The organism is Halomonas sp. QHL1, from assembly GCF_001882345.1.
Classification (GTDB): Bacteria; Pseudomonadota; Gammaproteobacteria; order Pseudomonadales; family Halomonadaceae; genus Vreelandella.
In genome coordinates, this window is record NZ_MINL01000001.1 from 861,901 (window position 1) to 882,787 (window position 20,887).

General features: G+C 56.7%; 17 protein-coding genes. 11 read left to right on the top strand and 6 right to left on the bottom strand.

Annotation, left to right across the window (positions count from 1 at the left end; genetic code table 11):
• Window position 1 precedes the first annotated feature (1 nt).
• Both QHL1GM_RS03925 and QHL1GM_RS03930 read left to right on the top strand, forming a co-directional pair.
• Complete coding sequence (locus QHL1GM_RS03925) at window positions 2-1,078, top strand: ABC transporter permease (RefSeq protein ID WP_071693305.1); 1,077 nt, start codon at window positions 2-4, stop codon at window positions 1,076-1,078.
• Complete coding sequence (locus QHL1GM_RS03930; RefSeq protein WP_071693306.1) at window positions 1,071-2,654, top strand: ABC transporter ATP-binding protein; 1,584 nt, start codon at window positions 1,071-1,073, stop codon at window positions 2,652-2,654. The genes QHL1GM_RS03925 and QHL1GM_RS03930 overlap by 8 nt, the downstream gene beginning before the upstream one ends.
• A gap of 122 nt (window positions 2,655-2,776) precedes the next feature.
• Here the strand turns inward: QHL1GM_RS03930 and QHL1GM_RS03935 are convergent, their stop codons facing one another.
• On the bottom strand, window positions 2,777-3,481 hold the full coding sequence (locus QHL1GM_RS03935; RefSeq protein WP_071695910.1) for a pseudouridine synthase: 705 nt from the start codon (window positions 3,479-3,481) through the stop codon (window positions 2,777-2,779).
• Between the two features lie 2 nt (window positions 3,482-3,483).
• Window positions 3,484-4,296 (bottom strand): amidohydrolase, encoded by an 813-nt coding sequence (locus QHL1GM_RS03940; RefSeq protein ID WP_071693307.1) that lies wholly within the window; start codon window positions 4,294-4,296, stop codon window positions 3,484-3,486.
• 72 nt (window positions 4,297-4,368) lie between these two features.
• On the opposite strand from QHL1GM_RS03940, the gene rarD reads away from it, so the two are divergent.
• Window positions 4,369-5,277, top strand: a complete 909-nt coding sequence (rarD, locus tag QHL1GM_RS03945; RefSeq protein ID WP_071693308.1) for an EamA family transporter RarD — start codon at window positions 4,369-4,371, stop codon at window positions 5,275-5,277.
• Here rarD and QHL1GM_RS03950 read toward each other — a convergent pair.
• On the bottom strand, window positions 5,248-6,915 hold the full coding sequence (locus QHL1GM_RS03950; RefSeq protein ID WP_071693309.1) for a methyl-accepting chemotaxis protein: 1,668 nt from the start codon (window positions 6,913-6,915) through the stop codon (window positions 5,248-5,250). The genes rarD and QHL1GM_RS03950 overlap by 30 nt on opposite strands.
• Before the next feature lie 245 nt (window positions 6,916-7,160).
• On the opposite strand from QHL1GM_RS03950, the gene QHL1GM_RS03955 reads away from it, so the two are divergent.
• The 8 genes from QHL1GM_RS03955 to QHL1GM_RS03990 all read left to right on the top strand — a co-directional run bounded on the left by QHL1GM_RS03955 (window position 7,161) and on the right by QHL1GM_RS03990 (window position 18,086).
• Window positions 7,161-8,861, top strand: a complete 1,701-nt coding sequence (locus QHL1GM_RS03955) for a SulP family inorganic anion transporter (protein WP_071693310.1) — start codon at window positions 7,161-7,163, stop codon at window positions 8,859-8,861.
• 224 nt (window positions 8,862-9,085) lie between these two features.
• Window positions 9,086-10,246: a TAXI family TRAP transporter solute-binding subunit gene (locus QHL1GM_RS03960; RefSeq protein WP_071693311.1), complete on the top strand. Its 1,161-nt coding sequence runs from the start codon at window positions 9,086-9,088 to the stop codon at window positions 10,244-10,246.
• 50 nt (window positions 10,247-10,296) lie between these two features.
• Complete coding sequence (locus QHL1GM_RS03965; protein ID WP_071693312.1) at window positions 10,297-12,303, top strand: TRAP transporter fused permease subunit; 2,007 nt, start codon at window positions 10,297-10,299, stop codon at window positions 12,301-12,303.
• Between the two features lie 19 nt (window positions 12,304-12,322).
• Window positions 12,323-13,468 (top strand): TAXI family TRAP transporter solute-binding subunit, encoded by a 1,146-nt coding sequence (locus QHL1GM_RS03970; RefSeq protein WP_071693313.1) that lies wholly within the window; start codon window positions 12,323-12,325, stop codon window positions 13,466-13,468.
• A 44-nt stretch (window positions 13,469-13,512) separates the two neighbouring features.
• On the top strand, window positions 13,513-14,946 hold the full coding sequence (locus tag QHL1GM_RS03975; RefSeq protein ID WP_071693314.1) for an enoyl-CoA hydratase/isomerase family protein: 1,434 nt from the start codon (window positions 13,513-13,515) through the stop codon (window positions 14,944-14,946).
• Window positions 14,947-14,948: 2 nt separating this feature from the next.
• Complete coding sequence (locus QHL1GM_RS03980) at window positions 14,949-16,142, top strand: acyl-CoA dehydrogenase family protein (RefSeq protein ID WP_071693315.1); 1,194 nt, start codon at window positions 14,949-14,951, stop codon at window positions 16,140-16,142.
• A 10-nt stretch (window positions 16,143-16,152) separates the two neighbouring features.
• Window positions 16,153-17,271 (top strand): acyl-CoA dehydrogenase family protein, encoded by a 1,119-nt coding sequence (locus QHL1GM_RS03985; RefSeq protein WP_071693316.1) that lies wholly within the window; start codon window positions 16,153-16,155, stop codon window positions 17,269-17,271.
• A gap of 35 nt (window positions 17,272-17,306) precedes the next feature.
• Window positions 17,307-18,086: an enoyl-CoA hydratase/isomerase family protein gene (locus QHL1GM_RS03990; protein WP_071693317.1), complete on the top strand. Its 780-nt coding sequence runs from the start codon at window positions 17,307-17,309 to the stop codon at window positions 18,084-18,086.
• On the opposite strand, the gene QHL1GM_RS03995 is transcribed toward QHL1GM_RS03990, so the two are convergent.
• The 3 genes from QHL1GM_RS03995 to QHL1GM_RS04005 all read right to left on the bottom strand — a co-directional run bounded on the left by QHL1GM_RS03995 (window position 18,068) and on the right by QHL1GM_RS04005 (window position 20,813).
• Entirely contained in the window at window positions 18,068-19,027 is a 960-nt protein-coding gene (locus tag QHL1GM_RS03995) for a nitronate monooxygenase family protein (RefSeq protein WP_071693318.1), read from the bottom strand. The genes QHL1GM_RS03990 and QHL1GM_RS03995 overlap by 19 nt on opposite strands.
• A gap of 81 nt (window positions 19,028-19,108) precedes the next feature.
• Window positions 19,109-20,035 carry an electron transfer flavoprotein subunit alpha/FixB family protein gene (locus QHL1GM_RS04000; RefSeq protein ID WP_071693319.1) on the bottom strand — a complete coding sequence of 309 codons (927 nt, stop codon included), beginning with the start codon at window positions 20,033-20,035 and terminating at the stop codon, window positions 19,109-19,111.
• A 28-nt stretch (window positions 20,036-20,063) separates the two neighbouring features.
• Window positions 20,064-20,813 (bottom strand): electron transfer flavoprotein subunit beta/FixA family protein, encoded by a 750-nt coding sequence (locus QHL1GM_RS04005; RefSeq protein ID WP_071692892.1) that lies wholly within the window; start codon window positions 20,811-20,813, stop codon window positions 20,064-20,066.
• Between the last annotated feature and the right edge of the window lie 74 nt (window positions 20,814-20,887).

Below are 20,887 nucleotides of genomic sequence, written 5' to 3' on the forward strand. Positions count from 1 at the left end.
AATGGCCTCTTTATCGTCACGTTTATCGCCTATCACTCGCCGTCGACTGGCCGCTTTTAAAGCCAATCGTCGCGCCCGGGTGTCACTCTGGTTATTTGCCACGCTGTTTATCCTCAGCCTGTTTGCCGAACTGATTGCCAACGACAAACCAATCGTGATGCAGTACGACGGCCAGTGGTACTTTCCCATGCTGGTGGACTACCCAGAAACAGAGTTTGACGGCTTTCTACCGACCCGAACGGACTATCTGGATCCCTTTGTTCAACAGCAAATTGATGATCACGGCTGGGCGCTGTGGCCAGTCATTCCGTTTTCATACCAGACCCTGGATATGAATATGACCCGCCCTTCTCCGGCACCGCCGGATAGCCGCCACTGGCTAGGCACCGATGACCAGGGCCGGGATGTGACCGCACGGGTAATTTATGGCTTTCGGCTCTCGGTAGCCTTCGCGCTGGTACTTACCGCAGGATCGTTAGTTGTCGGTGTCGTGGTTGGGGGTGTACAGGGCTACTTTGGCGGCAAAATTGATTTGATCGGTCAGCGATTCACCGAAATTTGGTCCGGCTTGCCGGTGCTCTTCCTGCTGATTATTTTAGCCAGCTTTGTTCAGCCGGGGTTTTGGTGGCTGCTGGGGATTATGCTGCTCTTCTCGTGGTTGGGTCTGGTGGATATCGTACGCGCCGAGTTCCTGCGGGCGCGTAATTTGGAGTATGTACGCGCGGCCAAAGCCATGGGGTTGCCCTCACGCTTGATCATGTGGCGCCACGTGCTACCCAATGCCATGGTCGCCACGCTAACGTTTATTCCGTTTCTGTTTACCGGCGCCATTGGCACCTTGACCGCTCTGGATTTTCTCGGCTTCGGCCTGCCCCCAGGCGCTCCCTCGCTAGGTGAACTGGCGGCCCAGGGCAAAAACAATCTGCACGCCCCTTGGCTGGGCATCACGGCGTTTATGACCCTGGCGATCATGCTTTCGCTGTTGGTATTTATTGGCGAAGGCTTGCGAGACGCCTTTGACCCCCGCCACGTACAGCTGCGCCAAGCAGGCCCTGCCCAGGAGACTCAGCATGTCTAACCCCCTGCTGCGCATTGAACACCTTGATGTCGCTTTTGATAACACCCCGGTGGTGCACTCACTTTCGCTAACCCTCAACGCGGGTGAAACCCTGGCGATTGTCGGCGAGTCCGGCTCGGGCAAATCGGTATCGGCGCTGGGCATGGTGAATCTGCTGCCCAGCAATGCCACCTTTCAAGGCGAACGCTGGCTGGGTGATACCAATCTGGCCACGTTAACGGAAACTGAGTGGAACACCGTGCGCGGTAATCGCGTCGGCTTTATCTTCCAGGAGCCGATGACCTCGCTCAATCCTCTGCATCGCGTTGGTAAGCAGATCGGTGAAGCATTGCGGCTGCATCAAGGGCTGCGCGGCCAAGCGGCCCGTGAGCGCAGCAAAGAACTGCTGGAACAAGTGAAACTGCCGCGCCCAGAAGAACTGTTGGATGCCTGGCCCCACCAGCTCTCGGGTGGGCAGCGCCAGCGGGTGATGATTGCCATGGCGATTGCCAACAATCCCTCACTGCTGATTGCCGATGAGCCCACCACCGCGCTGGACGTCACGGTACAGCAAGAGATTCTCGCTCTGCTGCGTGAACTTCGCGATCACCATGGCATGGGTATGCTGTTTATCAGCCACGACTTAAATCTGGTTCGCCGTCATGCAGACCGCATTTGCGTTATGTACCAAGGGCGCATTCAGGAAATAGGCCCGGTGGAGCAGGTCTTTCAGCACCCGCAAAGCGATTACACTAAAGCGCTGCTCGGCGCTGAGCCGGAAGGTAGGCCCCAAGCCATTGAACAAGCAGCGCCGCTATTGACGGCTCGCCAGTTAAGCGTGAGCTTTAAGCGCCCTAAAACTGGTATATTTAAGCGCCAACCGCCCGCTTTTGTGGCGGTGCACCCCACCGATTTCCATATAGCGCCGGGTGAAACCCTGGGCATTGTGGGTGAATCCGGCTCGGGCAAAACCACGCTGGCGTCGGCGGTCATGCGTCTGGTCACTAGCCAAGGCGATGTGACCCTTGGCAACGATAAACTAAGCGCCCTAACCGGCGATGCGTTACGCCGCCACCGTCACCGTTTGCAGATGGTGTTTCAAGACCCCTATGGCGCGCTTTCACCGCGTATGCCGGTGTTTGATATCGTTAGTGAAGGGCTGCGCTTTCACTACCCCCATCTCACCACTGAAGAAGTCGCCCAGCGGGTCAATCAAACGCTGCACGAGGTAGGTTTACCCGAGAGCTGTGCCGCGCGCTACCCCCACGAGTTCTCCGGTGGTCAGCGTCAGAGAATCGCCGTAGCAAGAGCGATTATCTTAGAACCAGAACTGCTGGTGCTGGATGAGCCAACCTCGGCGTTAGACCGTACCGTGCAGAAGCAGTTGGTCTCCCTGTTACGCGATCTGCAGGCGCGCCGCCAGCTAAGCTATTTATTTATTAGCCACGACCTAGCTGTTGTGCGCGCCATGGCACACCGCATCATGGTGCTCAAGGATGGCGAAGTGGTCGAACAAGGCCCCTGCCTAGAGGTGCTTTCAGCGCCACAACACGCTTATACCCAAGCGCTGATTGCCGCTGCGCATCTGACGCACTAGCTGAATTAGCCACGAAACTAACTGCTCTTAATGGACGTACTAAGATAACGGTATAAAAATTCAGATAAAATAAAGCCGCTTCCTATTTTGGAAAGCGGCCAATGGAGACCTTACCCAAGGACTCAGAAAAGCGCGATTTCGTCGGCGGTTAATTCTCGCCACTCACCGGGCGCCAGATTGGCATCCAAAGCTAAGTCACCGATAGAGCTGCGGTGCAGTGAGTTCACGTGATTACCCAAGGCAGCAAACATACGCTTCACCTGGTGATAGCGCCCCTCGGTAATAGTGAGTTCTGCCTGGGTGGGCGAAAGCAGCCGCAGTGTGGCGGGCTGCGTCGGCGTCTCTTCCCCATCCAGCATCAGGCCATCGGCGACTTGGCCAATCGCCCACTCCGCCGTTGCGCCTTCCATAGGCTCAGCTAGCTCGGCGATATACACCTTGGCGCAGCGATGGCGCGGAGACGTAACGCGGTGAGACCACTGGCCATCATCGGTTAACAGCAGCAGGCCCGTGGTATCCACATCTAGCCGCCCTACCGGCTGTAACCGGTCGGCTTTGGGCAAGTCGATTAAATCGATCACCCGCGGGTAGAGCCCGCGACGGGCGTTACACTCAACGTCGACGGGCTTGTGCAGCATAATGTAGCGAACGCCTACCAGCGCCAACCGCTCGCCGTTGAGCACCACCACATCGTTATCGGTATCGATTTGGGTCGCCGACTGTTTGATCGGCTCACCGTTTAAGGTCACTTCGCCATTTTTGAGTGCCCGCTTGGCGAGGCTGCGGGTTAACGGTGAGGTTTCACTCAAAAAGCGATCAAGGCGCATCATTAACCCACTCCTGGCAGCAGCTTAAAGTGGTCGGCATCTTGCCAGGCAGGAAATTTTTCACGAAAAGCATCAAGGGCAGTTTTATCCAGCGTGCCCGTCTCTATAAACGGGGTATGGGCAGGTTTATCAATTAACGCTTCGCCTTTGAAGTCGACCAACAAGGAGTCGCCGCTGTAGGCAAGTCCTTTGGCATCCTCTCCAACGCGATTAACGCCAATCACATAGCTTAGGTTCTCTACCGCGCGGGCCTGTAGCAGCGTGCGCCAAGGATGACGCCGCGGTGCTGGCCAGTTGGCAATACACAGCAGCGCATCATACTCGAAATGCTCCCCTTCTGCTGGCTGCTGGCGCATCCAAACCGGAAAACGCAGGTCATAGCAAACGCTCAACAGCAGCTTAAAGCCATTAAGCTCTACCACTTTACGCTCACTGCCCATGCCGTAGCGCTCATGCTCACCGGCCATGCGGAATAGGTGGCGCTTGTCGTAGTGGGTTAACTCCCCCTCTGGCGTCGCCCAGATCAAGCGATTATAAAATTCGCCGTTCTCTTCGATCGCCACGCTGCCGGTCATCACACAGTTACGCGCCTTCGCCTGAGCCTGTAGCCAGGCAACGCTTTGGCTCTCTGCCATCGGCTGGGCCATTTCGCGGGAGTTCATGGTAAAGCCAGTGGCAAACATTTCCGGCAATACAATAAGATCCGTATCGCGGCTATCCAACTCGCCCAGCAACTCCTCAAGATGGGTGTGGTTAGCCTGGGGGTCTTCCCAGCGCAGATCGCACTGCACTAGCGTGTTCCTAAGTTGACTCACTTAACACCTCCAATTCGTCAGTCTCAAGGCAACGTTTATGCTAGATTAGCATCTTTAAATAATGAGGCTGCTATGCTTCCTACTCCAACACGCGATCCGGCTGCCGTCAAAGGCGTAATGTTTGGGCTAACCGCCTACACCATGTGGGGCTGTTTTCCGCTATTTTTTGCCCTGTTTGAGGGCGTCCCCGCCTTTGAAATTTTGATTCACCGGATCATTTGGGCGTGTCTGTTTTTGGTCGGCTTGATTACCCTATTACGCCGCTGGCCGCCCGTTGTTACAGCGCTGGGCGAACCCAAGCGGCTAGGCCGTGTATTGGCCTGCGCGCTATTAATAGCGTTTAACTGGGGTATCTACATTTATGCGGTGGAGTCGAAGCAGGTACTGCAGGCGAGTCTGGGCTACTTCTTAACGCCATTAGTGAACGTCGCGCTAGGCATGCTGGTACTGCGGGAAGTAATGGCCAAGCTGCAGCTAGTCGCCTTGGGGTTGGCCAGCGTGGCCATTGCCACGCAGTTTGTCATGCTGGGTGAACTGCCCTGGATTAGTTTAGTGCTGGCGTTAAGCTTCGGCAGTTACGGCCTGTTTCGTAAACAGGTGCCGCTGGACGGCCTATCAGGGCTTTTTGTAGAAACCTTGCTGCTATTCCCCCTCGCCCTTATCGCCTTGACTTGGTTAAGCTGGAACGGCAGCTCACATTTTCTTCAAGATTCGTCATCGACTGGCCTGCTGATCGCCAGTGGCGCTTTGACCGCGCTGCCACTAATGGCGTTTGCTGGCGCGGCACGCCGGCTGCGTTTGGCGACCCTGGGCTTTTTGATGTACATCAACCCCAGCATTCAGTTTCTGATTGCCTTAACTATCTTTGGCGAGCCCCTGGGCATTATCCAGTTGGCAACCTTTGTGCTTATTTGGATCGGGCTCGCGCTTTACTCCTGGTCGGCTTGGCAATCACGCACGCGCTACGCGGCGGCTAGTTAATGCCAGCGGCGCTGATGCAACAGCATTCGCGGCTGTTTCAAGCATAGGCGTCGATGCACTGACCCGTTCAGGCTGGTAGCCGACCCGGAAGCCACCCCAGTGCTTACCCTGCACATACACCGGGACTGAGAGGTCGTGCATGATTTCCCCGGTATCGCGCTTGTAGGTTTGCAGCAGCAGCGGCTTTTCATGAGCGCCACAGCGGCTGCCGGTCGGGTCATCGAAAATGCGTTTGTTGCGGCAGAATTTTAAATCGTGCGCGTAGTCACCGGTTGGCGCGAGGCTTACCGCCTTGTTATGGGTCGGCACATAGCCTTTACGGTCACAGGCAATGGCATAGCTTAAGCCGAGCTGAGTGAGCAAAGGCTCCTGCAAATCGGGCAGATACCTATCGGTGAAACTATCAAAACCGGTTTTATATTGCGGCGGCTGCGTACCCGGGATCTGTTGATAGCTGGGCTGGAATAGCTGGGCGTCTGAAAGCTCCCCGCTGGCAATCGCTTTCTCCAGCAGCTTACCCAGCTTATCAGCCGTTGTTCGTGCAGCGTGAAACACCTGCTGGTGGCGCCCTTCTAAATGCTGTTGAGCCAGCTCACCGTCGACGCCTTCCGCAGCCTCCATCAGCGCTCGGGCTTGCTCAGCCAAATCGTGCATATTGCGGTTGCCTTCATCTACATCGTCCTCCAACTGACTCAAGCCGTCGGCCACGGTTTGACTGTGCTGACGAGTGTTCTCCATCGCATCGGCAACGCGGGTAATTTCGCTCTGCACCTGGTCGAATTCTTGGGTCATCGTTCCAAGACTGTTGCCGACAACTTGCAAGCCTTTAGAGCGCTCGCTGATCCGGGTCATTAAATGGCCCATAGTGGCAACTACCGATTGACCGCTCTGATGCATATCCTTGACCAGCTCATCGACGCTTTGTGTGGCAGTAGAAGTCTTGAGTGCCAGGTTGCGCACTTCGCCAGCGACCACTGCAAACCCTCGCCCGTGTTCGCCCGCTCTGGCCGCTTCAATTGACGCATTGAGCGACAGCAGGTGGGTCTGTTCAGCGATATCCTCAATCATGGAGGTGACGTTGCCTACACGCTCAATTTTATCGTTCAGCGCGGTGAGCATTTCCAGCGCTTGATTTGAGCGGTCGGCAACGTCGCTCATGTCCTGAATAATATCGTCCAGTTCGGCATGGTTGTGATGACTAGCTTCCCGGGCGCTCTCTGCCAGCGCTGCCACTTGGCTGGCACTGGCGCTGACCTGCATAATGGCGGCATTAATGGCCGTCATGCTGGATGAAGCCTCACGGGCCATGGCCTCTTGTTTGGAAAGGCGCTGATCCATCAGATCGGCATAGTGCGACACTTCTGCCGAGGCTATCGCGGTGCTGCTGGCGCGGTTCATTAACCGGTAGGCCATGGCACGCAGCGAACGGTAATCACGTAGCGGTTTAAAGCCACGCTGACGCTGCTCAAGGCGACGTTGGTCGGCCCGGTACACGCCTTCCAGCGCACTGAGCAGCACAGCGCCACCACCCAGTGCGGCGAACAGGAGCGCCAGATAACTCCACAGACCGCCTTGTACGGCAAGCCCTATCGACAGCGCCAAGAACAGCACCGGAACTAACAATTGAAGTAAGCGCATGAGCAGTACTCGTTTATTAACGTTATTGAGTATCAAAAACCCTACATAAGGAGGGCTTAACTCCCCTTTGTGTCTAAGCTTAGCGTGTTACGCTAATGAAAGAAGTAGCACTTTGGGGGAAGACGCAAAGCGTTAAGCGCTTCGTCATCATAGAGTTACCGCCGTGCAAATGAATATAAGCACTGCAATGAAATGGAATATCCCTTACTCTCTTTGTTCTGCCACTCTTACACCCAATGGAATCCATGCTAAAGCGCTACTTGCCGATCCTGACGTGGCTCCCCCACTACCATAAACGTCTGCTGGGGGCCGACCTTTTGGCGGGCTTGATCGTCACGGTGATGGTCATCCCCCAGTCGCTGGCCTATGCGCTGCTAGCCGGGCTACCCGCGGTGGTAGGTCTGTACGCCAGCATCCTGCCACAACTGGTCTATACCCTGTTTGGCACCAGCAAAACCCTCGCAGTCGGGCCAGTTGCGATTATCGCGCTGATGACCGGTGCCGCGCTCTCCTCAGTGGCAGCCACAGGTACGGAGACTTATTTACAGGCAGCACTCATCTTGTCACTGCTTTCCGGTGGCATGTTGGTCGTGATGGGGCTGCTGAAAATGGGCTTTTTCAGCAATTTCCTTAGCCACCCGGTTATCTCCGGTTTCTTAACGGCGTCGGGTATTTTGATCGCAGCTAGCCAACTTGGTAGCTTACTGGGGGTTGAGAGTAGTGGCTTTACCCTGGTGGAACGCCTTATTACCCTGGTGCCCAACTTGGCCACCTTTAACTTACCCACCTTACTGATTGGCAGTGGAACCCTCCTGTTTTTAATTACTATGCGCCGCCACGGTAAAGCCACGCTGCACATGCTGGGCCTGCCACGCACGCTGGCGGACTTGATCGCCAAAGCGGGGCCGGTCTTTGCGGTAGTGATTACCACCCTGGTGACCTGGCACTGGCAGTTGGCCGATAAAGGCGTCGACCTCGTGGGCTCCATTCCCGGTGGGTTACCCGCGTTGAGCTTTCCCTGGGGGGACTACTCGCTGTGGCGAGCTCTGCTAATCCCAGCGCTGCTGATTAGCCTGGTCGGCTTTGTGGAGTCGGTTTCCATGGGCCAGATGTTGGCCGCTAAACGGCGCCAGCGCATCTCTCCCAATCAGGAGTTAGTAGGCCTCGGCGCCAGCAATTTAGCCGCCGGACTTTCCAGCGGCATGCCGGTAACCGGTGGGTTGTCACGCACTGTTATTAACTACGATGCAGGGGCGCAAACGCCTGCGGCGGGTGCCTTTGCAGCGTTGGGCATTGCACTGGTCACTATGTCGTTTACCGGTTGGCTCTACTATCTGCCCATCGCAACCCTGGCCGCGACCATTACCGTTTCGATTTTGACGCTGGTAGACATCCCCATGCTGCGCCAAACCTGGCGCTACTCCCGCAGCGACTTTGCCGCCATGGCGGTAACGATTCTGCTGACGTTAGGCGAAGGCGTTGAGGCCGGCATCATCAGCGGCGTGACGCTCTCTATTGCGCTGTTTTTGTACCGCACCAGCCGCCCGCATAGCGCCTTGGTAGGCCGCGTGCCTGGTACCGAACACTTTAGAAATACCACCCGCCACGATGTCGAAACGGTCAATACCGTTGCCCTGCTGCGCATCGATGAGAGTCTCTATTTTGCCAATGCCCGCTACTTGGAAGACACCGTTTATAACCTGGTGGCGAGTCATCCAGAGCTTGAGCACGTTGTGCTGATCTGTTCGGCGGTTAACCTGATCGATGCCTCGGCGCTGGAGAGCTTGGATGCGATCAATGCACGCTTAAAAGACTCCGATGTAAAACTGCATCTATCCGAGGTCAAAGGTCCGGTGATGGATCAGCTTAAGAAGAGTGACTTCCTTGAGGCGCTCACCGGAAGGGTATTTCTAAGCACTTACGCCGCTTGGCGTGAATTTTCCTAACGACACAGCACTCGCTACGGCTCTGAAAAACCAGGCACTTGCCTGGTTTTTTTATGCCTGACCATTGCCAACGCGAGTCGCCGCTGACAATGGCATTGACAGCCACCCAGCGGCTTCTCTACTATCAGCCGACCACTTAGCAAAATACAATACCGCAGAGCAAAACATAAAGTAACTAAACGTAACCACTAACATCATTACAACCACAATAAAGGAGCATTCCAATGCGCCCATTCGCTCACCGTCTACTTGTTGCAGCCCTACCTTTATCGCTACTCGGCGCAGCAGTAAGCCATGCCAATGAAATTGAACTGCCCGGCACGATGGCCTGGACGGCCTATGGCACTAACTCAAGTGGCTATGCCCAAGCCGTCGCCATCGGCAATATGCTGCAGAACAAATACGATTCGTCAGTACGCATTTTGCCGGGTGATAACGACGTATCACGCATGACGCCGCTCAAGCAGGGCCGCGTTGACCTTTGCGCCTGCGGGATTGCCAGTTACTACGGTGCGGAAGGTGTGATGATGTTTGCCGACCGAGACTGGGGCCCTCAGCCGCTACGCGTGATTACAACGTCTACCGCCTCTTTTGGCCTCTCCCTTGCAGTCGCGGGCGACTTAGACGTTGAAACGCCCGCTGACTTGGCGGGCAAACGCATCGCCTATATCCGCGGCGACGATGCGCTTAATAAAGGCACAGAGGCTTATCTCGCCTTTGGCGGGTTAACCTGGGATGACGTCGAGCGGGTTGATTACCCCGGCTACGGCCGCTCGTTTGACGGCATTATTGCTGGCGATGTGGATGCCTCCTTTACCACAACGGTTACCCCACCCGCCCAGCAGCTGGCCAGTAGCCCCCGCGGCATTAGCTGGCCTGTGCTAGACCCCAACGACGAAGCAGGCTGGGAGCGTATGGCTGCGGTGGCGCCCTACTTCCGCCCTCACGAAGTCACTTCTGGGGCAGGCGGCATCAGCGCCGAAAACCCGGTACCTAGCGCCAGTTACCCTTATCCCATTGTGGTCGCCAACCAAGACCTCGACGACAACGTCGCTTATGGGCTGATCAAGGCCATGCAGGAAAATTTTGACGACTATAAAGATAATGCCCCAGGAGCGCTTGGCTACGCCTTGGAGCAGCAAGACCTGCAGTGGGTAGTGCCGTTCCACGATGCGGTCGTGGAGTACTACAAAGAGATCGATGTGTGGACTGATGAAATGCAGGCTCATCAGGACAAGCTCGTTGAACGCCAGAACGTGCTGTTAACCGCCTGGGAAAGCTTTATGCAGGACGCTCCCAGTGAGGATGAGGCATTTACTACCGGCTGGATGGAAGCCCGTGCCAACGCGCTTAGCGATGCCGGTTTCGAACCGATCTTCGAGTAATACGCCACGGGGCGGCGCCCGCCGCCCCCTGCTGATTGACGGATGTCCCCATGACCACAGATACCTCGCCTGCCAATAATCAGCAGGTTAAAGAAAAGATCAGCCAAATTCGCCAGCTCCCCTCTGCGCTGCGCTGGATACCCGCCACGGTCACCGTCATTTTGATGGCGATGACCCTGGATTATCTATTTAACGTTGGCTTACTGACTTTCGTTACGGGCCTGGAGACACAGTTCTACTACGCCGTTGTGGCGCTGCTGCTTCCGTTGGTGTTTTTACTTTGGCCTATGCGCAGTAGCCAACAAGAGCGGCCCATTCCCTGGTACGACTACCTGTTGAGCGCCTTCACGCTTATCGTGGGCGGCTATTTTGTTTACAACGCAGTGCCCATTTTGGAGCGCGGCTGGGCCTTTTCCGCCCCCCAGATCGCCATTTATGCCAGCTATGCCTACTGGTTGCTGATTGTCGAAGCAGCGCGCCGGGCAGGTGGATTACCCATTGCGATTATTGCCGGGATGTTCTCGCTCTATCCGCTGGTGGCAGATATCGTTCCCGGCCCTATCCAGGCGTTTCCTTCAACTCTTGAACAAACTGCCATGTACCACACCATGAGCACCGAAAGCATCATGGGGGTGCCGCTGCAGGCATTCGCGGGTCTGGTGATTGGCTTTTTGGTGTTTGGTGTCGTGCTGCAGAAAAGCGGCGGCGGTAAGTTTTTTATTAACCTGGCGTTTGCGCTGCTGGGCCATGTCCGCGGCGGCCCTGCTAAGGTATCGATTTTCTCCAGTGGCCTGATGGGCTCCATGAGTGGCAGCGTGATCAGTAACGTACTGACCACCGGCGTTCTGTCGATTCCCGCCATGCGCCGTATCGGTATGAGCCGCTCATTTGCGGGTGGTGTAGAAGCCTGCGCCTCAACCGGTGGTGTATTGATGCCCCCTGTTATGGGCGCTACCGCGTTTGTCATGGCGATGTTTCTGGATGTTCCCTACTCCACTATTGCACTCGCAGCCGTCATACCCTCCATCCTCTACTTCTTGGGTCTGTTCATTCAGATCGACGCCTATGCGGCGCGTCACGATATTAAAGGCTTACCTGCCTCCGAGCTGCCTTCACTTTGGCAAACCCTCAAAGAGGGCTGGTACTTTATTTTTGTCTTCGCGTTATTAGTTTGGATGCTCTTGATTATGCAGCGTGAAGCCGTAGCACCCTTTTATGCTACTGCGCTTCTACTGGTACTTAACCAATTCTCCAAACATAACCGCTGGGGCTGGAAAGACGTGGCCGATACGCTGTCGTCTGCCGCCAAGCTGTTTGCCGAGCTCATCGCTATTTTGGCCGGCGTGGGCATGCTGGTCGGTGCGCTTTCGATGACCGGTCTTTCTGGCACCATCGCTAACGACTTTATCAATATTGCAGGTGGCAGCGTGCCGCTGCTGCTGCTTATGGGTGCCGTTACCAGTTTCGTGCTCGGCATTGGCATGACCGTGACTGCCGCCTATATTTTCCTCGCCGTTGCGCTAGCCCCCGCGCTGATTCAGGGCGGGGGGCTGGATCCTATGGCGGTGCATATGTTCATCCTTTACTGGGGCATGCTGAGCTTTATTACCCCGCCGGTCGCACTGGGTGCCTTTGCCGCCGCTACCGTGGCCGGTGCCCGGCCCATGGAAACGGGCTTGCAGGCCATGCGCCTGGGTAGCGTGATCTACTTTATACCCTTCCTCTTCGTGCTTAATCCCGCGCTGATTATGCAGGGCGCACCGCTGGTGATCGTGGCTGTCTTTATCCAGGCCGTGATCGGCATCATTCTGTTTGCCTCTGCTATGCAGGGCTACCTAATGGGTGTTGGCCGATTGGGCTATGGAGCGCTGCAGGAGATCATTATTCGCGCCCTGGTACTTGTCGCGGGCCTATTACTCGCACTGCCTGGCGGGGGAATGGTGCCATTTAGCCAGTGGGAACTGATCGGCCTCGCGCTTGCCGCGCTAGTACCCGGCGTTTTGATGGCGCGCTTAAGCCAGCGCCACCATCGGCGTTCGCTTACTGCCAACGCTTAATCTAACTTCGAGGAATCTTATGAGCACAAAAACAACACTCTCCCTCGCACTAGGCAGCTTGACTGCGGGACTACTCATTACGAGTCATGCCTTCGCCATGCCTAGTACACTGAACTGGACAGCCTACGGCACGGGCACCAGTGGCAATGCGCAAATCATGGCAATTAGCCAACTGTTGCAGGAAGAGCATGGTACTCAGTCCAGGGTGATTCCCGGTGAGAATGACACCATGCGCATGACGCCCCTTAAAACGGGCCGAGTAGATTTATGTGCATGCGGCATCGCCAGCTACTACGGATCAGAAGGCGTGATGATGTTTGCGCAGCCTGACTGGGGGCCACAGCCTATTCGCGTTATTAGTACTTCTATGGCCAGCTTTGGTTTGGGCATGGCGGTTGCCGGTGACGTAGAAATCGAATCTATCGCTGATCTTGAGGGTAAGCGGCTAGCGTACTTGCGCGGCGACGACGCGCTAAACAAAGCCGCCGAAGCGTATCTCGCCTTCGCCGGATTAACCTGGGACGACGTTGAGCGAGTCGACTTTCCCGGTTACAACGCCGCCTTCGATGGCATCATCAGCGGTCGAGCTGATGCCGCTATTACCACTACCGTCACCCCAGCGGCACAGCGCCTTGCTGCAAGTCCACGCGGCCTTCAGTGGCCTGAACTACCCACTGAAGATGAAGCGGGCTGGGAGCGTATGCTTGAAGTTGCGCCCTACTTTCAGCCTCACGACGTGTCCTCGGGAGCCGGCATAGACGCCGATCAACCACTGGCTAGCGCCAGCTACCCGTACCCCATTATGGTCAGCAATGCTGACCTGGCCCCTGACACCGTTCATGGCCTAATCAAAACGCTGGCCGAATCGTTTGACGACTATAAAGACAACGCCCCAGGCGCCAGCGGCTATGCGTTAGAAAACCAGAACATGACATGGGTAGTGCCTTTCCATGATGCGGTTGTTGATTACTATCGCGACACTGGGGTCTGGACAGATGAAATGGAAGAGCATCAAAACTCGCTGGTCGAGCGTCAGACGCTACTGATGGATGCGTGGGAACAATACAAGGCGGATGCCCCTGAAGATGAGGAGGCGTTTATTTCCGGCTGGATGGCAGAACGTAGAGAAGTCTTGGACAACGCTGGATTCAATCCAGTCTTCTAACACTTATTAGCCTTAATGCCACGATACATACACGGGAGCAAGCTATGTCCGTTCACTACCAGCGCCACGGCGATATAGGCGTTATACAGATTGCTAACCCGCCGGTTAACGCCTTGGGGCAAACCGTGCGTAGCGGCTTAGTCGACGCACTTAAAAAAGGTATTGCCGACACAGATGCTAAAGCGCTGGTCGTGCTAGCCGATGGCCGCACTTTTATTGCCGGGGCGGATATTCGTGAGTTTGGTAAGCCGCCTCAAGCTCCTCTGCTCCCCGATGTGATCACCCAACTGGAAGCCTGCCCAAAACCACTGATCGCCGCCCTACACGGCACGGCCCTGGGCGGCGGTTTGGAAGTGGCATTAGGTTGCCACTACCGAGTGGCGCTGACAGGAACCCGCGTAGGGCTACCTGAGGTAAAGCTTGGCCTACTGCCTGGCGCCGGAGGTACTCAACGTTTACCACGCTTAGTCGGCGTTGAGCGAGCGTTAGAAATGATTACCAGCGGTCGCTTTGTTGAGGCTGAAGAAGCGCTTGAGGCAGGTATCATCGACGCCATTAGCGATGCCCAAACGCCCATTGAAGCGGGTTTAGCTGCCGCCCAGGAAGTGCTGGCAGGCGCCCAAACGCCCCGCATCACCGGCCAACTTCCTGCCCCAACGGCGAATCCCCAGGCCATCACTGCGACGTTGGATCGGCTTAGCCAACAGTCTCCTGAGCTTTTCTCACCGTTTCGCATTGTCGAAGCGATTCAGGCCTGCGTGGAAGCCGAATCACTTGAGGCCGGATTGCGCCGCGAGCGAGAGCTGTTTCTAGCCTGCATGGACTCCCCCCAGCGCGCCGGGCTTATTCACCTGTTTTTTGCCGCACGCAGCCCACACCTAGTGCCCGACGTTGAGAAAGCCAGTGCTTTTAAAAACGTTGCACTGATTGGTGAACATCCGCTTTTTGAACGCCTGCAAAAAGCCGCACAAAAGGCGGGTATTAGCTTAACCAGCGCACCTGACGAGGCCACCGAACTTTGTCTACTGGCGCCCAATGCTCCCAGGGATTCGGGCAAGGCGTGCCCGGTTATCGCACTGGAAGAGATTGGCACCAGCAGCGCCAGCTCCAGCGATACTGCGCTAAGCCTGATCATTGCTGAAAACGGCCATATAGCAGAGCTAGTCAACTTACGTGCAGAGCCACTTACCCAGCAGTGCGCCGCACTCACTCTTAAAGCGTTGCGGCTAAACGTCGTCGTCAGCCACCAAAAAAGCATGCTTCAAGCGATGCATGCTGCCGTTCAGCAAGCCCCGACCAGTGAAAGGCAGCCAGCGCTTGAACAGGTGAGTGTCAGTATTGCGGAACGGGGTTTTTGCTACCGTGCAAGCGACATCGATTTGCTAGCGGTGGAAGGGTTGGACTATCCGCGTCACTTAGGTGGGCCGCACCGACAGGCCACACTTTCAACTGCTATCTCGACTGCTAAGGAAGTATAACCATGAATCTCACCTTTAGCCCTGAAGAGCAGGCATTTCGCAAAGAAGTGCGGCGCTTTCTAGCCAATGCGTTGCCCAGCGATATTAGCGAGCGCGTGCGCTTGGGTCGCCACCTGCGTGCCGATGATCACCTGCGCTGGCAAAACATTCTCAGCGAACAGGGCTGGCTAGCGTCTAACTGGCCAGCGGAGCACGGCGGCCCAGGCTGGGGTCCGGTACAGCGGCATATTTTCGACGAAGAGTGCGCCGCGGCCCATGCCCCTACGGTTGTGCCCTTTGGCGTTAACATGGTGGCCCCCGTCATTATGAAATTCGGCAGCGCCGAGCAGCAACAGCACTATCTGCCGCGCATTTTGAGTAATCAGGATTGGTGGTGCCAAGGCTACTCAGAGCCCGGCGCTGGCTCCGATTTAGCGGGCCTGAATACACGCGCCGTGTGCGATGGTGACCACTATATCGTCAATGGCCAGAAGACCTGGACCACCCTGGGCCAGCACGCCAACATGCTGTTCTGCCTAGTGCGCACCGACCCAAACGCCAAGAAGCAGGCGGGCATCAGCTTTCTACTCATTGATATGCAGAGCCCCGGCATTACCGTGCGGCCAATTATTACCCTTGATGGTGCCCATGAAGTTAACGAAATCTTTTTAGACAACGTGCGCGTACCCGTAGAGAACCGTGTCGGTGAAGAGGGCCAAGGCTGGACCTGCGCTAAGTTCCTGCTCACCCACGAACGTACAGGGATTGCGGGGCTTGGTCACGCCAAGCAGGCGCTGCGCCACTTAAAGTCACTAGCGAGCCGGATTCAACATCGCGGCAAGCCGCTGCTGGAACTACCCAGCTTCCGCCAGCGGGTAGTGAAAGCGGAACTCGAACTGATGGCGCTGGAAGTGACTAACCTGCGTGTGATTGCCGCTGCCCGAGATGGTGGTGTACCCGGCGCAGAGAGCTCGCTGCTAAAAGTACGCGGCTCGGAGCTTCGCCAGGAGCTCAGCGAGCTTACCCGGCGTGCCCTTGGTCCTGCTGCACTGCCGTTCTTCCCCAGCTTTCTGCACGGTGACGACAGCCTGGATGACGAACGCGCCCAAAACGCCTCCGCCAGCGCCCAGTACCTCAATCGTCGCAAGCTGTCGATTTATGGCGGCGCCAATGAAATACAAAAAAGTATCGTCGCCAAAACTATTTTAGCTATGTAAAGAGGTCACCATGGATTTCGCTTTAACCGACGAGCAGCGCATGCTCGAAGAGACGCTCACCCGTTTGGTGGCCGACCAGGTTTCCCCCGAGCAGCGCCGCACTATGCTGGCCGCTGCTCCAAACGGCACTTCTGCACTATGGCGCACCTTTGCCGAGCTGGGACTGCTGCATATGCCCTTCAGCGAAGATGTTGGCGGGCTAGGGGGCGATGGCACCGACCTGATGATTATTATGCAGGCATTGGGGCGCGGCTTAGTGCCCGAACCCTATTTGGCTGGCCTAGTGCTACCTGGCCAACTGCTGGCTCATACCGCCAACAGCGAGCAGCAAACCCGGTGGCTAGCCCCACTGCTAGAGGGCGAGCATCAATTGGCGTTTGCTTGGCAAGAGATTGGCGCCCGCTACGATGCCTTTTCGGTAGCTACCCAAGCTACCCAGCAAGACGGACAATGGCAGCTAACCGGTAGAAAAGACGTGGTACTGAACCTGGAGGCCGCTGCGGCTACGCTAGTCACCGCTCAATTAGATAACGGCCAGCTAGGGCTATTTATTGTGCCCGCTGATGCACCGGGCACATCTACGCACCTGTATCGCACTATAGACGACCAGCCCGCCGGTGATCTGACGCTGGATAATGTCACTCTGCCGCCAGAAAACTGCCTAAGCGAAGATGTCAGTAACGCCCTGGCCAGTGTGCTGGCCCTGGGTCGCGCAGCGCTCTGCGCCCAAGCTATTGGCGCAATGGAAGAGGCCTGCGATCAAACCCTCGCCTATCTAAAAGAGCGCAAGCAGTTTGGCGTGCCGCTTTCGACCTTCCAGGCGCTGCAGCACCGCATGGTGGATATGCACCTGCACCTGGAGCAGTCCCGCTCCATGGCGATTTTGGCCGCCACTAGCCTCGCTCTCCCTGCCAGTGAGCGGGATTACAAACTTGCCGCGGCTAAAGCCTACTGTGGCGAATCGGCACGCTTTATTGCCGAACAGGCGATCCAGCTTCATGGGGCGATGGGTATGACCGAAGAGTGCTATGTCGCTAACTACGCCAAGCATCTGGTCATGTTCGATCACTACCTGGGCGACAGCGACTACCATCTCGAAACGGTCAGCGAGCTGTTAAAAGTTGCCTGAGAACGTTGCCAGAAAAGTTAATTAGGGAGCGAAACATGCCAGATTACGTTGGCGAGTTAGTGACTGTCAGCGCTATTGAAAACGGTATCGTCGAAGTAGCCATTGCACGCCCAGAAGTACGCAATGCCCTGAATGAAGCCACCGCCCTGGCACTCAATGAGGCCCTGGCGGCGGTGGCGGACAATGAGCAAGTTCGCTGTGTGATTCTGCGCGGTGAAGGGAGTGAGTTTTGCGCCGGCGCTGACCTGGCGGAATTTGAGAAGGCGACATCTCAGCCTGCGAGCGAGCGGCTGGAGACTCTCTTTCTGCCCGCCCTGCGCAGTTTAATGGCAATGAATAAACCGGTAATTGCAGCGGTTAGCGGTGCGGCTGCGGGCATCGGTGTTTCCTATGTTCTCGCCAGCGATATGGTGGTAATGGGCCGCTCCGCTTACCTGAAGCTTGCCTTTATTAACATTGGGCTAATTCCCGACGGCGGCGCCTGCTGGCATCTGGTGCGCAAGCTTGGCCATGCCCAGGCATTCGAGATGGCCGCCCTAGCGACCCCCATTTCGGCAGAGCGATGCGTGACGCTGGGGTTGGCCAACCGGGTTGTCGAAGATAACCAAGTGCTAGACGAAGCTCGTTCGTTAGCGCAAGTACTGGTGAGTCAATCGCCCCAGGCGTTAAGTGCCACCAAGCACGCATTGCGGGAAGCGGCGCAGCGCTCGCTAAGTGACACAATGCAATTAGAGGGCCAGCTTCAAGATCAGTGCAAAGCGTCAGAAGATTTTCACACTCGGGTGGCGGCGTTTCGTCAAAGCCGACGCAAATGATCCAGCGCTTTTTGATAATCTGCGCGTAGCGTGGCTACTTCTTCGGCCACGCTATTAAGCGTGGCAATTCCACCCACACCCTGCCCCGCACCCCAGATATCCCGCCACGCTTTTGCCTTACTGCTACCCCCAGAGCCATAGCGCATAGAGGCTTTATCGCCTTCAGGCAGCGCATCAGAGTCTAATCCCGCCTGCTCGATACTTTGCCGCAGATAGTTACCGTGTACGCCGGTAAACAAGTTGGTATAGACAATGTCGCCTGCCGCTGCGTCCAGCACCATCTGTTTATAGGCCGCTTGGGCGTTTGCCTCTTGAGTGGCGATAAAGCGCGTGCCCATATATACCAAGTCCACGCCTAGCGCCTTAGCGGCAACGATCTGTTCGCCTTTGCTAATCGTCCCTGCTAGCACTAGCGGGCCGTCGTAGAAGCGGCGCACTTCGGCCACAAACGCAAAGGGATTTAACCGCCCGGCATGGCCGCCTGCGCCGTGGCAGACCAGTATCAGACCATCGACCCCCGCATCAATCGCCTTCTTGGCATGTCGCAATGTGGTCACATCGTGAAACACCAGCCCGCCATAGGCGTGCACTTGCTCTACCACCTGATTAGGCGCGTGCAGACTCGTGATGACCAGCGGCACCTTGAACTCGGCGCATAGCGCGACATCGTGCTCAAGGCGATCGTTGGTGGGATGCACGATTTGGTTAACCGCAAAGGGCGCTGAGGGTTGTTCGGGGTGCTGCTCGTCGTAGTCGGCCAGGGTTTGGGTAATTTTTTGCAGCCATTCGCGTAGTGCTTCCGCTGGCCGGGCGTTAAGGGCTGGAAAAGCACCGATAATGCCCGCTTGGCACTGGGCAATCACCAGTTCAGGCCCGGAGACGATAAACATGGGGGAACCGATCACCGGTAGGGTTAACGAGGCGGTTAGGCGCGTTAGCATGGGCAACTCGCTGGTTGTTATTGTGAGGTAATCTGCAAAAGGCCCCAATTGGGGCCTTCGGTGAACTGCTTTTAGATGCGCTTACAGCTTGCTCTCGAGCTCCGGCAGGATCTCAAACAGATCCCCTACCAGGCCGTAGTCCGCCACCTGGAAGATCGGCGCTTCGTCGTCTTTGTTGATCGCGACGATCACCTTGGAGTCCTTCATGCCCGCCAGGTGCTGGATGGCACCAGAAATACCCACCGCGATATACAGATCCGGCGCAACGATCTTACCGGTCTGGCCGACCTGCATATCGTTGGGTACAAAGCCTGCGTCTACCGCGGCGCGAGAAGCACCGATGGCAGCCCCCAGCTTGTCGGCAATGCCGTCGAGCAGCTTGAAGTTCTCGCCGTTGCCCATACCGCGGCCACCGGAGATCACCACCTTGGCACCGCCCAGTTCAGGACGATCCGACTGCGCCAGCTCTTCTTTGACAAAGCTGGACTGACTGTTATCCACCACCACGTCGACGGCTTCCACCGTCGCGCTGCCGCTTGTGCCGACCGCATCAAAGCCGGTGGTGCGCACGGTGATCACTTTCAACGTGTCGTCGCTTTTCACCGTCGCGATGGCGTTACCGGCGTAGATCGGACGCTTGAAGGTATCGGCGCTGTCTACGGCGAGAACGTCCGACAACTGGCTGACGTCTTTTAGCGCCGCTAAACGCGGCAGTACGTTTTTGCCAGTAGTGGAGGCGCTGGCGAGTACGTGGGTGTAGCCATCGGCCAGTTCGACCAGCAGCGCGCCCATGGGCTCGGCCAGCTGGTGGGCGTAAACGGCGTTATCCGCGACGCGGACTTTGCTTACGCCGTCGAGTTTGGCGGCGGCTTCGGCGGCGGCTTGCACGCCTTCACCGGCCACCAGAACGTCAATATCGCCACCGATGGCTTGGGCGGCCGCCACGACGTGGGCGGTGGCGCCGGCCAGTTGGCCTTCGTGTAGATCCGCAAGTACCAGAATGCTCATGGCATCAACTCCTTTCAAAGCGCTTGTCTTAAAGAACTTTGGCTTCGTTTTTCAGTTTGTCGATCAGCTCGTCTACCGAGGCGACTTTGACACCGCCTTTGCGCTCGGCGGGCGACTCTACTTTGAGCAGACTGACCTTGGAAGGAACCTCGACGCCGTAATCAGCGGGGGTTTTCACATCCAGCGGCTTTTTCTTGGCCTTCATGATGTCGGGCAGCTTGGCGTAGCGCGGCTCGTTAAGGCGCAGGTCGGTGGTGACGATCGCGGGCAGCGTCAATGCGATGGTTTGCAGGCCGCCGTCGATTTCACGCGTCACGCTAACCTTGTCGCCGTCTACCGCTACTTCAGAAGCAAACGTGCCTTGGGGCAGACCCGTCAGCGCGGCGAGCATTTGGCCGGTCTGGTTGTTGTCGGTGTCGATGGCCTGCTTGCCAAGGATGACCATGCCCGGCTGTTCCTCTTCGACCACTTTGGCCAGCAGCTTGGCCACGGCCAACGATTCGGCGCGCTCGTCGGTTTCGATATGAATGGCGCGGTCAGCGCCCAGCGCCAGCGCGGTACGCAGCTGCTCTTGAGCGGCTTTGGGTCCTACCGTGACGGCGACGACTTCCGTGGCCACGCCCTTCTCTTTCAGGCGCACCGCTTCTTCCACGGCAATTTCGCAGAAGGGGTTCATGGCCATTTTGACGTTGGTAAGGTCGACGTCCGAGTGATCCGCTTTAACGCGGATTTTGACGTTGTAGTCGATGACGCGTTTCACCGCGACGAGTACTTTCATAAGGCGTGCTCCTGGCGATTAAAATGTTTAGCTTCGCTTTTATTTTGCGTAGCATGTATTTTGCATAGCAGAAT